The organism is Streptomyces sp. NPDC029041 (assembly GCF_040637515.1).
GTDB lineage: Bacteria > Actinomycetota > Actinomycetes > Streptomycetales > Streptomycetaceae > Streptomyces.
This window is the reverse complement of the sequence record NZ_JBEZWO010000004.1, coordinates 242,418-256,101: the sequence shown is the minus strand read 5'-3', so window position 1 is coordinate 256,101 and position 13,684 is coordinate 242,418. Positions and strand designations below refer to the sequence as shown.

Annotated in this window: 14 protein-coding genes; 9 read left to right on the top strand and 5 right to left on the bottom strand. The window is 71.0% G+C overall.

Going from position 1 to position 13,684, the window contains the following annotated elements; translation table 11 throughout:
- Window positions 1-25: 25 nt before the first annotated feature.
- Complete coding sequence (locus tag AB0F04_RS11555) at window positions 26-268, bottom strand: mycoredoxin (protein ID WP_003992805.1); 243 nt, start codon at window positions 266-268, stop codon at window positions 26-28.
- Window positions 269-394: 126 nt separating this feature from the next.
- Between AB0F04_RS11555 and AB0F04_RS11550 the strand changes: the two genes are divergently transcribed.
- From AB0F04_RS11550 to AB0F04_RS11530, 5 genes are all read left to right on the top strand, one after another.
- Window positions 395-2,647 carry an ATP-dependent DNA helicase UvrD2 gene (locus AB0F04_RS11550; protein WP_362040162.1) on the top strand — a complete coding sequence of 751 codons (2,253 nt, stop codon included), beginning with the start codon at window positions 395-397 and terminating at the stop codon, window positions 2,645-2,647.
- 164 nt (window positions 2,648-2,811) lie between these two features.
- A complete protein-coding gene (locus AB0F04_RS11545) occupies window positions 2,812-3,138 on the top strand; it encodes a hypothetical protein (protein ID WP_362040160.1) in 327 nt (108 codons plus the stop codon).
- 172 nt (window positions 3,139-3,310) lie between these two features.
- Window positions 3,311-3,679 carry a WhiB family transcriptional regulator gene (locus AB0F04_RS11540; RefSeq protein ID WP_033313877.1) on the top strand — a complete coding sequence of 123 codons (369 nt, stop codon included), beginning with the start codon at window positions 3,311-3,313 and terminating at the stop codon, window positions 3,677-3,679.
- Window positions 3,676-3,999: a hypothetical protein gene (locus AB0F04_RS11535; RefSeq protein ID WP_352098320.1), complete on the top strand. Its 324-nt coding sequence runs from the start codon at window positions 3,676-3,678 to the stop codon at window positions 3,997-3,999. The genes AB0F04_RS11540 and AB0F04_RS11535 overlap by 4 nt, the downstream gene beginning before the upstream one ends.
- A 316-nt stretch (window positions 4,000-4,315) precedes the next feature.
- Window positions 4,316-4,534 carry a hypothetical protein gene (locus tag AB0F04_RS11530; RefSeq protein WP_362040158.1) on the top strand — a complete coding sequence of 73 codons (219 nt, stop codon included), beginning with the start codon at window positions 4,316-4,318 and terminating at the stop codon, window positions 4,532-4,534.
- Between the two features lie 16 nt (window positions 4,535-4,550).
- On the opposite strand, the gene AB0F04_RS11525 is transcribed toward AB0F04_RS11530, so the two are convergent.
- Both AB0F04_RS11525 and AB0F04_RS11520 read right to left on the bottom strand, forming a co-directional pair.
- Complete coding sequence (locus AB0F04_RS11525; RefSeq protein ID WP_362040156.1) at window positions 4,551-5,921, bottom strand: AarF/ABC1/UbiB kinase family protein; 1,371 nt, start codon at window positions 5,919-5,921, stop codon at window positions 4,551-4,553.
- Window positions 5,914-7,128 carry a ThiF family adenylyltransferase gene (locus AB0F04_RS11520; protein WP_362040154.1) on the bottom strand — a complete coding sequence of 405 codons (1,215 nt, stop codon included), beginning with the start codon at window positions 7,126-7,128 and terminating at the stop codon, window positions 5,914-5,916. The genes AB0F04_RS11525 and AB0F04_RS11520 overlap by 8 nt, the downstream gene beginning before the upstream one ends.
- A 430-nt stretch (window positions 7,129-7,558) precedes the next feature.
- On the opposite strand from AB0F04_RS11520, the gene AB0F04_RS11515 reads away from it, so the two are divergent.
- The 4 genes from AB0F04_RS11515 (at window position 7,559) to AB0F04_RS11500 (ending at window position 11,522) form a co-directional block, all read left to right on the top strand.
- Entirely contained in the window at window positions 7,559-8,167 is a 609-nt protein-coding gene (locus AB0F04_RS11515) for a M48 family metallopeptidase (protein WP_362040152.1), read from the top strand.
- Window positions 8,168-8,309: 142 nt separating this feature from the next.
- Window positions 8,310-10,058 (top strand): TerD family protein, encoded by a 1,749-nt coding sequence (locus AB0F04_RS11510; protein WP_362040151.1) that lies wholly within the window; start codon window positions 8,310-8,312, stop codon window positions 10,056-10,058.
- An 11-nt stretch (window positions 10,059-10,069) separates the two neighbouring features.
- Window positions 10,070-10,750 carry an AIM24 family protein gene (locus AB0F04_RS11505; RefSeq protein ID WP_053672370.1) on the top strand — a complete coding sequence of 227 codons (681 nt, stop codon included), beginning with the start codon at window positions 10,070-10,072 and terminating at the stop codon, window positions 10,748-10,750.
- A 16-nt stretch (window positions 10,751-10,766) separates the two neighbouring features.
- Window positions 10,767-11,522, top strand: coding sequence for an AIM24 family protein (locus AB0F04_RS11500; RefSeq protein ID WP_362040149.1), 756 nt, complete (start codon window positions 10,767-10,769; stop codon window positions 11,520-11,522).
- Window positions 11,523-11,691: 169 nt separating this feature from the next.
- Here AB0F04_RS11500 and AB0F04_RS11495 read toward each other — a convergent pair whose 3' ends face one another.
- Both AB0F04_RS11495 and AB0F04_RS11490 read right to left on the bottom strand, forming a co-directional pair.
- Window positions 11,692-12,219, bottom strand: a complete 528-nt coding sequence (locus AB0F04_RS11495; protein ID WP_362040147.1) for an NUDIX hydrolase — start codon at window positions 12,217-12,219, stop codon at window positions 11,692-11,694.
- Window positions 12,216-13,676 carry a zinc-dependent metalloprotease gene (locus AB0F04_RS11490; protein ID WP_362040144.1) on the bottom strand — a complete coding sequence of 487 codons (1,461 nt, stop codon included), beginning with the start codon at window positions 13,674-13,676 and terminating at the stop codon, window positions 12,216-12,218. The genes AB0F04_RS11495 and AB0F04_RS11490 overlap by 4 nt, the downstream gene beginning before the upstream one ends.
- Between the last annotated feature and the right edge of the window lie 8 nt (window positions 13,677-13,684).

Genomic DNA, 13,684 nt, shown 5'->3' with positions numbered 1-13,684 from the left:
CTTCCGTGGAGAAGCACACGGCTGACTAGGCGCCGATCTTCTGCTTCACCTGAGCCAGCGAGGGGTTCGTGAGCGTCGAGCCGTCCGGGAACAGGACGGTGGGCACCGTCTGGTTTCCGCCATTGGCCTTCTCCACGAAGGCGGCGGACTCCGGGTCCTGCTCGATGTTGATCTCGGTGTACGCGATGCCCTCGCGGTCCATCTGGCTCTTCAGCCGGCGGCAGTAGCCGCACCACGTGGTGCTGTACATCGTCACAGTGCCCAGCATGTCTCTCGTGCTCCTCAGGTGGCTCGGGGCGGGTGGTCGCAGTGACAGAACGTATGTGAAACGTCCATCATTCCCGGGCCCGGAGACCGGGCAGACGTGACGCCTGCCGCATTCGTACGACTATCAGTGCCTGCCTGTGGACAACCGGAGCAGCCGTCTCGCGTGACCTGGCAGCATGGCGGTGTGACAGCAGCAACGCACTCCACCCTGTTCCCACAGGTACCGGACTCCGCCGACGCCGTGCTCGAAGGGCTCGACCCCGAGCAGCGCGAGGTGGCCACGGCCCTGCACGGTCCGGTGTGCGTCCTGGCGGGCGCGGGCACGGGCAAGACCCGGGCGATCACTCACCGCATCGCCTACGGAGTGCGCGCGGGCATCCTGCACCCCTCCAGCGTCCTCGCCGTCACCTTCACCAACCGCGCCGCCGGGGAGATGCGCGGACGGCTGCGCCAGCTCGGCGCCGCCGGCGTCCAGGCGCGAACGTTCCACTCGGCCGCACTGCGCCAGCTCCAGTACTTCTGGCCGAAAGCGGTCGGTGGCTCCATGCCCCGGCTCATCGACCGCAAGATCCAGCTCGTCGCCGACGCGGCGGCCGCCTGCCGCATCCGGCTCGACCGCGGAGAGCTGCGGGACGTCACCGCCGAGATCGAATGGTCCAAGGTCACCCAGACCGTCCCCGCCGACTACGCGCCCGCCGCCGCCAAGGCCGGCCGTGAGTCCCCCCGCGACCCCGCCGAGATCGCCCAGCTCTACGCCGCCTACGAGGACGTCAAGCGCGAGCGGTCCGTCATCGACTTCGAGGACGTGCTGCTGCTGACCGTGGCCGTCCTGCAGGACCGGCACGACATCGCGGAGCAGATCCGCGCCCAGTACCAGCACTTCGTGGTCGACGAGTACCAGGACGTCAGCCCCCTCCAGCAGCGCCTGCTCGAACTGTGGCTGGGCGAACGGGACAGCCTGTGTGTGGTCGGGGACGCCAGCCAGACGATCTACTCCTTCACCGGAGCCACCCCCGACCACCTGCTCGACTTCCGCACCCGCCACCCCGGGGCCACCGTCGTCAAGCTGGTCCGCGACTACCGCTCCACCCCCCAGGTCGTCCACCTCGCCAACGGCCTGCTCGCCCAGGCCCGGGGCCGGGCCGCCGACCACCGCCTGGAGCTCGTCTCCCAGCGCGCCGCGGGGCCCGAGCCGGTCTACTGCGAGTACACCGACGAGCCCGCCGAGGCGGAAGGCGCGGCCCGCCGGATCCGGGAGCTCATCGATTCGGGGGTCCCGGCCTCCGAGATCGCGATCCTCTTCCGTACCAACGCGCAGTCCGAGACCTATGAGCAGGCCCTCGCCGACGCCGCGGTGCCCTATCAGCTGCGCGGCGCCGAGCGCTTCTTCGACCGCCCGGAGGTGCGCAAGGCGGGCATCGCCCTGCGCGGCGCGGCCCGCTTCGGCGGCAACGACTCCCTTCTCGACGACGCCGTCGACCTCCCTTCCCAGGTGCGCGCCGTTCTGTCGGGAGAGGGCTGGACGCCCCAGCCGCCGGCCGGCTCCGGTGCGGTGAGAGAGCGCTGGGAGTCCCTGGCCGCCCTGGTGAACCTGGCTCAGGACTTCGCCGCCGCCAAGCCGGGCGCCACCCTGTCGGACCTCGTCGCCGAACTCGACGAACGGGCGAACGCCCAGCACGCCCCCACCGTGCAGGGCGTCACCCTCGCCTCGCTGCACTCGGCCAAGGGCCTGGAATGGGATGTCGTCTTCCTCGTGGGTGTGGCCGAGGGCATGATGCCGATCACCTACGCGAAGACCGACGAACAGATCGAGGAGGAGCGCCGCCTCCTCTATGTCGGGGTCACCCGCGCACGCGAACACCTCCATGTCTCCTGGGCGCTCTCCCGCTCGCCCGGCGGCCGCCCCAACCGCCGTCCCAGCCGTTTCCTCGACGGACTGCGCCCGGGCTCGACGGCCACGACGGGCCGTGCCGCCTCCGGCGGGGCGGGCGGGATCGAGCGCGGAATTTCCGGAACCAGGGAGTCCGCCCCGAGGCGGACCTCACGCGTTCCCGCCCGCTGCCGGGTCTGCGGCCGCACGCTCACCGACCCGGGCGAGATGAAGTTGATGCGCTGCGACGACTGCCCCTCCGACATGAACGAGGGCCTGTACGAGCGGCTGCGCGAGTGGCGGGCCGACCAGGCGCGCAGCAGTGGTCAGCCCGCCTTTTGCGTGTTCACGGACAGGACGCTGATGGCGATCGCCGAGTCCGCCCCCGACGACGAATGTGAGCTCGCCCGCATCCCGGGCGTCGGCATGCGCAAGCTCACCCGCTACGGGGCCGACGTACTGGCCATCTGCGCAGGCCAGTCAGGCGCGGAGAGCACGGATGAGGACTGACACGAACTCGTCGAAAAAATAGTTTGCGCATGCCCCAGCAATCCCCATAGGTTCTTAGGCACGAGAGCAGCGGCCTTCTCGGAGGCCCTGATTCCGTGTTGTACTTGCGTATCCGTCGGACTGGTTCACCCGGTCCCCCTAGACGCCGAGAGGAGGCGAGTCCAGTGATCAGCATCAACACCAGCTCCGTCAGCATCGTGAAAATGACCGATCGCTCGGCCGTCTCCGTGTGCATGCTCGGCGTTTCGAACCTGGGCACCGGTCTGTCCGGCATTCGTGCCGTCCTCCCGGCGTCCTCCTCCGTTGCTCCCGCGGGCCTTCCCGTCCGTGAGCGCAATGAGCGACCGACCAAGGCACTGGAAGCGGCAGTAACGGCACAGGCGCAGGCCTATGCCTTTACGGCGACCGGTGCCGGATTCCGGAAGCAGACGACGCAGCACCACCAGATGTGGGCCTTCCGTGGGCCAGAACCCTGGAGTGATCCAGCCTGATCGCCGATCAGGCCGGCGCCTTCAGGGCCGCGGAACCCCATCCGGGATCCGCGGCCCTTCTGTTTGTCCCTGAACAGGGACGACGGACCGAAGGAGCCTCGGGACAAGAAAAGAACCCGGTACCACCACCCCCCGGCCAACAGGCCGGACGACCTGACGAGGAAGACGAACCGTGCAACTCGAAGCGCACGCCCCGTCCGTACCGCCTTCCGACACGATCCCCAAGCCCGGCTCCACGGAGGACCCCGCCTTGACCCCGCTCACCGCGCTCACCGCGCTCGACGACGCCATCGAGAACCTCGGCGTACCCGTCCCGTGCCGTTCCTACGACCCGGAGGTCTTCTTCGCCGAGTCGCCCGCGGACGTCGAGTACGCCAAGTCCCTCTGCCGCACCTGCCCGCTGGTCGAGGCCTGCCTCGCCGGTGCCAAGGAGCGGCGTGAGCCCTGGGGCGTCTGGGGTGGCGAGCTGTTCGTCCAGGGTGTCGTCGTCGCCCGGAAGCGGCCGCGCGGCCGCCCGCGCAAGAACCCGGTCACGGCATGAACACCGCAGGAACGATCGACCGTCCCCTCACGCACGACCCCCAGAAGCAGGCCCCGATGAAGCCGTCCACTGACGAGCCCGCCGGCTCGGCGACCCAAGACTTCCCCACCAGCGGCGCGAAGGACTCGCGTCAGAACAGGACCCGAGAGATGCAACTCATTCCCGAAGCCATGGCTCGTGCGCATATGCGCGAGCGACTGCAAGAGGCGGAGCGGGATCGCCTGGCCGTGCGCCTGGCATCCGCCCGCCGGATGCAGCGCAGGGCGGAGCGCGCGTCGCTGCGTGCCCGCCGGGCGCTCGCCATGGCGGTCATGCAGTAATCCGCTGCACCTGAAGCGGGGCTCTCCGGAACAGGAGACCGCACTGCCGCAGCCGACTCCTCACCGCGGGGGCCGATCCGTACCGAACGGACCGGCCCCCGCGGCGCGTTGTCCGCCCGGGCAGGCGCACGCACGCCGCCTGCCTGGTCCGTGTCTGGTGCCCGCCGAGCCGATGGGGCCCGTCGGTCCGGGTGTGCGATGTCCGCCGGGCCGGGGCGGCACGCTGACCGAGCGGGGCCGTCGCCCAGCGTGCCCATGGGGTGTGCCCCCCGGGCGTTGTACCGCCGCGTCGCCGGGGCGGAGGTATCGTCGCCGGGTGACGAGTCCTCCGGGAGGCAGCGCCCGCGGTCCCGCCGCTGAACCGCGGCGCTTCACTTGCGCGCGCTGCGGCACATCGGCCGAAGTGCTGACCGTGAACCCACCTCTCACCTGGACGTACTCCATGGAGGACGGCGCCCTTCGCCATTACTGCGACGCCTGCTCCCGGGAGAACCTCAGGTCCATCGAGGGGCGCCTGGACTCGGACTGGTGGTGAAGCCCGAGGTCGGCACTCAGGCCTGCGCCACCGCCTCCTCGCCGTCCGCCGGATCCTCCGGGACGAACCCCGGCAGCCACTCCTCCAGCTCCTCGCGCAGCCGCACCGTTGCCCCCAGCTGGCACAGCACACCGATCGTGCTCAGCGTCACCCGGTGGATCAGCAGGTAGGACGGGGGCAGGTTGAGCTGCTTGCCGAGCTGGTAGGCCGGGGAACGGGGGTCGGCGACCCGCGCCGCCTGGCTGCGCATCCACCCCCGGGTGAAGGTGAATTCCTCGACCTGGGCCGGCTCGATGATCGGCAGCAGGTAGTCCATGACGGCGTCCGGGTCCAGCTCTATGGTCTCCTTGACGAATCCCTCAGCGCAGAGCAGCTCGTAGACCGCCTCGGCCTCACCGTCGAGGGTCATCCGCAGGGACTCGCCGATGGTGGCCGGCAGGCCCCCCGGAAGCCGGTCGACCGTGCCGAAGTCCAGCACTCCCAGGCGCCAGTCGTCCTCGCCTGCCGGGCCGCCGGGCAGGAGCCGGAAATTGCCCGGGTGGGGGTCGGCGTGCAGCAGACCCGTGCGGGCGGGACCGGAGAACAGGAAGCGGGCCAGAAGCTGACCGGCACGGTCGCGCTGTTCCTGGGTGCCGTCCGAGATGATCTCCGACAGCGGGATGCCGTCCATCCACTCCGTGACCAGGACCTGGTCGGACTGGTGCACCACCTGCGGCACGACCACGTCCGTGTCGTCCGTGAACTCCTCCGCGTGGGCCTGCTGGGCCTGGGCTTCCAGACCGTAGTCCAGCTCCTCCGAGACGCGGTCCTTCAGCTCTGTGATCAGGGGCTTGATGTCCATGCCGGGAATCAGCGGGCCGAGCAGGCGGGAGAAGCGGCTCAGCTGGTTCAGATCCGACAGCAGGGCCTCGCCCGCACCCGGATACTGCACCTTGACGGCCACCTCGCGGCCGTCGTGCCACACCCCTCGGTGGACCTGGCCGATCGACGCCGCCGCGGCGGGCTTGTCCTCGAACTCCAGGAACAGCTCGTGCCAGCCCTCGCCGAGCCGCTCCTCGAGCACCGCGTGCACGGTCCGGGTCGGCATGGGGGGCGCCGCCTCCTGGAGCTTGGTCAGCGCGGCCCGGTAGGGGCCGGCCACCTCCTCCGGCAGCGCGGACTCGAAGACGGACAGGGCCTGGCCGAACTTCATCGCGCCGCCCTTGAGCTCACCCAGCACCTTGAACAGCTGGTCGGCCGTGCGCTGTTGGAGTTCGCGGCCGACGAGCTCGGCGGATTCACCGACGATCCGCTTGCCGAATCCCCAGGTCGCCCGCCCGGCGATGCCGAGCGGGAGCGCGGCGAGCTTGGCGGTCCGGGTAACCGCCTTCCGGGGAAGATCAGACATGCGCCCTCCAAGTCCCAGCCGGCCGCTCCGCCTCTGCCTCACGGCACTGCTCCGACGGCCGTTGCACAGCCATTGTCTCGTGTGACTCCGCGTCCTCCGAGGGGCGCTCCCCTTTTTCTCTCTTCGCCGCAGCGCACGGGCATGCCGGATGCGCCCGGACCGGCCGCGCACACCAGTGAAGAGCAGGGGCGGAGCACTCCCAGCGTGCTCCGCAACTGGAGGGGGCCCGGCCGTCGAGGAAAGCGAGTGCGTGCGCGGCCGCGAGTCCGGCCACGGCCGTGGCCAGTGCCAGGTCGCAGGGCGGCACCTGCCGCTGCTTGCCGGAACGCCACTGGGCGACCAGACGCGGCCAGGTGGAGTCCCGGTCCACGCGGTCCTCGTGCAGGCATCCGGCGCATCCCGTCTCGCCGGGCAGGACGAGAGGACCGACCACGCCGGTGCCCTCCACGACACCGGCGTATAAATGGGGTGTACCGGACGCCATCAGCGGCTCCGCGGCGGCCGGGTCGGGGGCGTGCACGGCGACATCGTCCCTCGGGGCGAGAATCACGAGCGAGAATCCCGGGTCGCCGTCCACCGGGGGCGCCTGCGCCGCCGCGCCGCGCGGCGGCCGGGCGGGTGCCGCCCGGCGCACGGCACGGCGGGCCGACTCGTCCCTGCGGTCGCCGACGGCATCCGGGGGAAGCCCGCCCGGCGCGACGTCCCACGGCTCCACACGACCGCCGTCCATCACGTCCACCTTGCCCACGCCGGCTCCGGCCAGGAGCGAGGCCAGCACGGCACCCACCCGGCCCGCGCCTCGCACCTGTACGCGTTGCGAGCGCCGCGCGGCCAGCTGCCCGATCGCGTCACCGGGCGTCGATGCCGTCAGGGAAAGGGAGGCGAGGTCGGGGCGCAGCCGGTCGAGGACCTCCTTCTTCTTCCGCAGTGCGTCTGCGGCCGGCCCGCCGCCGCGGGCGTCGTCCAGCAGTCCGGCCAGGGCCAGCCCCCGCAGCAGCTTGTCGACATGACCGTCGGGCAGGTCCATGCGGCGTCCCTCCTCGCGGAGCAGCTCCAGCCCTCGGGTGCCGTTCAGCAGGTCGAGGAAGCTGCCCGTGGCCAGGTCCATCGGGCCGAGCGTCATCGCGTGCGCCGGTGTCATCCCGAACTGCACGGTGTTGAGGTCGCGCCAGCCGCGCCTGAGCGCGGGTTTCACCATCGGATGCATGCCAGGCCCCCGTATGCCGTAGATCGTCCCCGTACGCCGACGGCCCACGGCGGCGCGGCCCCTGGTCCCGGACCGGCCTCGCCGTGGCTTCGCCGACGAGATCCAGCATGCCCAACCCGGCTGCGGCCTGCTGAAAGTTGTCCACAGGCGCGGGAATTAGTCGTACCGGTCCGGCGGCCGGTGCGTGTGACTCGGCGATCGGTTCATATGATCCGGTGGCCGTGCCGTGCCGTGCCGTGCCGTGCGACCTGCGGTCGTGCCGCCACACCGCAACCGCGCCCTGCCGACCGGCGACCGAACCTGACAAACCCGGCGCCCGTGTCATACGACCCGGCGCCCGTGTCGTACAAATCCGGCGGCCTGTGCCGACGGCGGCACCGAAGCGCTCCGGAGTCGGGACTTCCCCGTGTGCAGCGGGTAACGTCGGGGCGTGCCCGCCGACCCACTGCACCGCGCCGGAACCGCACAGCGCAGCACGACGAGCCAGCCGCCGAGCGGCTCAGGGGCGAGCGCGATCGAGGTACGCAGGAGCGCCCGCCGACGCCGAACGGTCTCCGCGTACCGCGAGGGCGATCGCACCGTGGTCCTCATCCCCGCCCGGATGTCCGAGGCGGAGGAACAGCGCTGGGTGACCGTCATGCTCGACAAGCTGGCCGCCCAGGAGAGCAAGCGGGCCCTCGGGGACGCCGAGCTGGCCGAGCGGGCCCGGCGCCTTTCGGACCAGTACTTCGACGGCCGGGCCCGGCCCGCGACGGTGCGCTGGGTGACCAACCAGAACACCCGTTGGGGTTCCTGCACCCCCGCCGAGGGCAGCATCCGCCTCTCGCACCGCCTCCAGGGCATGCCCGAGTACGTCGTCGACTACGTCCTCCTCCACGAGCTCGCGCATCTGCTCGTTCCCGGACACGGACCACGCTTCTGGGAACTCCTGGAGGCCTACCCGCGCACGGAACGGGCCCGGGGATATCTCGAAGGAGTGGTCGCCGCCGAGCGGTTGCCCCATGTGCCCGGCACCAGGGGCGACGACCCAGCCGGATGATCGACCGCTTTCCGCGAGCGAACAGCCGATACGGCTGCGTGGGCGTTGTGTACCGGCTCTGTACCGACCTCGTCCGATGTCCGGGTTTGCCGTTAGCCTGGCGCGACGCACTTACGTTCTGGATGGGGGACGGTCGTTACGCATGGCCAGGGAATTCCAACGCGGCCACAAGGCCAGGATCAGTGACCTCACCGCGGGTACGGATCTGTACGTAGGTGTACAGATCGCCGGCCCCGGACTGAGCTTCGACATCAGCTGCTTCGGCCTGGACGCCGACGAACGGCTCTCGGACGACCGGTACTTCGTCTTCTTCAACCAGCCGAAGTCCCCCGAGGAGTCCATTCAGCTCCTGGGCGCCCAGGCGGGGGACACCGAGTCCTTCCGGGTGACGCTCGACCGGATCCCGCCGCAGATCCAGAAGCTGTCCTTCACCGCGACGCTCGACGGCGCCGGCCAGATGTCGCAGATCGCCCCCGGATACATCCGTATCGTCGCGGGCGGCGAGGAAGTGGCGCGTTACTCCTTCAACGGCTCGGAGTTCTCCACCGAACGGGCCGTGATGCTGGGCGACTTCTACCTGAAGAACGTCTGGCGGTTCGCCGCCGTCGGGCAGGGCTTCGACGGGGGTCTGGAGGCGCTGCTGAAGAACTTCGGCGGCGAGGTCGCCGAAGACGAGGCACCCGCGCCGGCCCCGCAGCAGCCGCAGAGCGCCGCCGCACCCGGCTTCGCCCCGCCCGCGTTCGGTGTCCCCAGCACACCGGAGCCCGCGCCCGCCCCCGCACCTGCGGCGCCCCCGGACCCCGCACCTGCGGCGCCCCCGGCCCCCGCACCCCAGCCCGCCGCGCAGGGCTTCGCGCCCCCGCCCGGCCACACCCCGCCTCCGTCCCCGGCGCCCGCACCCCAGGTGCACGCCGCCCCGACCATCGTCGCCCCCCTGCACACCCCGCCCGGTGGTTCCCCGGTGCCGCCCCCGGCCCCGGCGCCCGCGCCGTACGGCCAGCCCGGCCAGCAGCCGCAGCAGCCCGGCCAGGTCCCCGGCCAGACGGCCCCGCCGCCGCCCGGATACGGTCAGCCTCAGGCCCCCCATGCGCCACAGGCGCCCCACGTTCCGGCCCCGCCCCCCGGCTATGGCCAGCCCACGCCGCCCCCGGGCTACGGTCAGCAGCAGCCGCCGTTCGGGCAGGCACCCTACGGAGCCCCGCAGGGTGCCCCGCAAGGCGCTCCTCAGGGCCCGGGTGTGTCCGCCGCGCTCCAGCAGTTCAAGGAGACCCCCACCGGGCAGCGCTGGACGCAGCAGAACAAGAAGCTCGTGCGCGTCGACCTCGGCATCGGCGGACAGCCCGTACTGGCCCGGCAGGGCAGCATGGTGCTCTACCAGGGCAAGGTCGACTTCAGCTACAAGGGCGCGGGCTTCGCCGGCCGGATCGTGGGCAACGCGACCGGCCAGGAGATGCAGCTGATGCGCTGTACCGGTCAGGGGCAGGTGTTCCTCGCCGAGAACTCGACCATGCTGCACCCCTTGGAGCTGCAGGGCGACGCCGTCTGCGTCTCCGCCGAGAACGTCCTCGCCTTCGACGAGAGCCTCACCTACGAGGTCCGCCGCATCGAGGGCCACGGCATCCCCGGTGGCGCGCTGTTCACCATGCAGTTCCAGGGCACCGGCACCATCGTCGTGAAGACGCATGGCACACCCGTGGTGCTGCCGGTCACCCCCACCACGTTCGCCGACTGCAACGCCGTGGTCGCCTGGTCGGCCGCCGCCCAGGTCGTCGTCTCCAGCCAGGTGCGGATGCGCCGCAACGCCTACCCCGGTGACACGGGGGAGAGCGTCAACCTCCAGTTCCGGGGAGCGCCCGGCAACTTCATCGTCGTCCAGCCGTACGAGGTCTGAGGGAGCCCGTCATGACACAGCAACTCGCGGGCCACGCCCCCGCACCCGTCACCGCCCGCATGGAGAACCACGGCAACCACATGCTGAAGGTGGCCATGCAGACCGGGAACGACCTCTTCGCGCGCGTGGGGTCGATGGTCGCCTACGAGGGGTTCGTGCAGTACGAGCCCAACCCGCCGGCCGTGCGCCAGATCGCCAAGGACTGGCTCACCGGTGAGGGCGCGCCCCTCATGAAGTGCTCCGGCGACGGTCTGCTCTACCTCGCCGACTACGGGGCGAACGTCGTCGTCATCAATCTCAACGGCGACGGAATCTCGGTCAACGCCACCAATCTGCTGGCCTTCGACGCCCACCTCACCTGGGGCGTGGAGCGAGTGAAGGGCCTGGCGAAGTTCGCCGGGCAGGGCCTGTGGAACACCAAGATCTCCGGGCAGGGCTGGGTCGCGCTGACCTCCCGGGGCAAGCCCATCGTCGTCGACTGCGGAGGTGGCGAGGACGAGACCTACGTCGACCCCGACGCGCTCGTCGCCTGGTCCCCGAACCTCAAGGTGAAGGGCAAGCGCAGCTTCCGTGCGCAGTCGCTGATCGGCCGCGGCAGCGGCGAGGCCTACCAGATGGCCTTCTCCGGTCAGGGCATCGTCGTCGTCCAGCCCAGCGAGGACAGTACCGACCGCCTCCGGGTCCGGGGCTGAGGGGGAGCCACACGTCATGCAGAGCCCGATCTTCGCCTACAACGAGCAGCAGACCCAGGAGCGCTGGAGCCTGCAGAACAAGCAGATGCTGCGCGTCACCCTGGAAGGCCACGACGACGTCCTGGCCCGCAAGGGCACCATGGTCGCCTACCAGGGCCTCGTCGAGTTCGACGCCGAGTTCCAGACCAACCAGCAGTCACGTGCCCGTGCGCAGACCGGTGAGGGTCTCGACCTGATGCGCTGCCACGGGCAGGGCACGGTCTACCTCGCCAACCTCAAGCAGCACGTGCACATCATGGACGTGGACCAGGACGGCCTCACCGTCGACAGCAGCTACGTGCTGGCGATGGATTCCTCCCTGCACCACGAGGTCATCGCCGTGGACAGCCTGTACGGCATCTCCGGCTCCGGGAAGTACCAGCTCAACATCTCGGGCCGGGGCAAGGTCGCTCTGATGACCTCCGGGATGCCGCTGCTGATGCAGGTGACGCCCGACAAGTACGTCAACTGCGACGCCGACGCCATCGTCGCCTGGTCGACGAGCCTGCGGGTGCAGATGCAGGCCCAGACGCACTCCTCCGGGGTGTGGCGGCGCCGCGGCAGCACGGGTGAGGGCTGGGAGCTGAGCTTCATGGGCACCGGCTACGCGCTGGTCCAGCCCAGCGAGCTGCTGCCGCCGCAGGGCGCGCAGATCGGCTCGGGCCTCTCCGCGCAGTACGGCATGGGCCAGCAGGGGGCGCGCGGGCAGAACCAGGGCAACGTCTGGAGCTGAGCGCTCCGCGGGTTCGGCCGATTCGGTTCGAGGGGCTGTGCGGTCTCGCTCAGGCCGCGGGCCGTCCGTGGCTGGTCGCGCAGTTCCCCGCGCCCCTGAGGGGGCGCAGCCCACTGTCAGGATCGACAGGTAAGGGGCGGCCGCAAGAGCGGTCGCCCCTTACCGATTTTCAATCCTCGAGCCTCGCACGGGTCGCCGCCATCAACTGCACGACCGACTCGTCCGCCACCCCGGCCACCTCGTCGTAGCCGAACCAGCGCACGTCGAGCGACTCGTCGCTGATCGCGTGCGTGGCGTCCGACGGGGCCACCACCGCGTACTGGACGTCGAAGTGCCAGTGGCACGGCGGCGGGATCGGGTGCCGGTCCAGGCGCACCGGCCCGCCGGGCAGCAGGGAGAGGCCCGGGACACCGGACTCCTCCGTCGCCTCCCGCAGGGCCGCATCCGCGAGGGAGGCGTCGCCCGGCTCGCAGTGGCCGCCCATCTGCAGCCACATCCGCAGCTTCTTGTGCAGCGTCAGCAGCACCCGGCCGCCCTCGGGGTCGATCACCAGGGCACTCGCCGTGATGTGGCCCGCGTGGCAGGCCTTCCACAGACCGTCGGGGTGCTCCGACAGATGGTCCAGGTAGGCGTGGCGTAGCTCCGTCTGGTCCTCGTACCCCTTCAGCACGAGGACCGCGTCGTCATACAGGCTCACCCGGCGTCGTCGCCCCTGTTCTCGTCCTCGCCGTCGTCCTTCTTCCTGAGGTCGGGCTTGTCCGCCGCCTCGCCGAGCATCTTGTCCAGCTCGGAGAAGTCGATCTGCTCGCGGTGCACGAAGCCGTCCGGGTCATCCAGGTCGGTCGCCGTCGGGAGCATGTCCGGGTGGTGCCACAGGGCGTCCCGGCCGTCGACCCCGCGCGCGTCCGTGAGCGAGGCCCACAGACGGGAGGCGTCCCGCAGGCGGCGCGGGCGCAGCTCCAGGCCGATCAGCGTGGCGAACGTCTGCTCGGCCGGGCCGCCCGAGGCGCGACGGCGGCGCAGCGTCTCGCGCAGGGCGTCGGCGGACGCCAGACGGGGCTTCGCCGCGGCGTGGACCACCGCGTCGACCCAGCCCTCCACGAGCGCCAGAGCCGTCTCCAGACGGGCCAGGGCGGCCTTCTGCTCGGGCGTGTCCTCGGGCTGGAACATGCCCTGCTGCAGGGCCTCCTGCAACTGCTCCGGGTTCTGCGGGTCGAACTGGCCGACCACGTCCTCCAGCTTGGCCGTGTCGACCTTGATCCCGCGGGCGTAGCCGTCGACCGCGCCGAACAGATGCGAACGCAGCCACGGCACGTGCGCGAAGAGGCGCTGGTGGGCGGCCTCGCGCAGGGCGAGATACAGCCGCACCTCCTCCTGGGGGACGCTCAGGTCCTTGCCGAACGTCTCGATGTTCACCGGCAGCAGCGCGGCCTTGCCGGCCGGGCCGAGCGGCAGGCCGATGTCGGACGAGCCGACGACCTCGCCGGCGAGCACGCCGACGGCCTGCCCGATCTGCGTGCCGAACATGGCGCCGCCCATGGAGCGCATCATGCCGATCAGCGGGCCGGCCATGGCCTGCATCTCCTCCGGCAGGACGTCGCCCATGGCGGTGCCGACGCGCTCGGCGACCGGGTCGACCAGTTCCTTCCAGGCGGGCAGGGTGGCCTCGACCCACTCCGCGCGGCTCCAGGCCACCGCGGAGGCGGCGCCGGAGGGCAGGGACGTGGCGTCGTCGAGCCACAGGTCGGCCAGGCGGACGGCTTCCTCGACGGACTTGCGCTCGGCGGGGCCGACACTGGCGTCCTTGGTGCCGTCGGGACTGCCCTGGGAGACCGTCTGGCGGGCGATCTGCTTGGCCATGTCCCAGTTCACCGGGCCGCCCTCGTAGGAGAGCATCTGGCCCAGCTGCTGGAACGCGGCGCCCAGGTCGGTGGGATTCAGCGCCCCGAACATGGCTGCGAACGGATTGTCCGCACCGGGGCCGCCAGGGCCACCGGGACCTTGGCCGAAGCCACCGGCTCCGGGCAGGCCGCCGAAACCGAACGGGTTGGCCGGTCCCTGACCACCACCGCTCTGCTGGTCCTTCTTCTTGCCCTCGTCGCCGTCGTCCGGCTCCTCCGGCGGAAGGCCGAATCCGAATGGGGTGTCACTCACGGGATTCC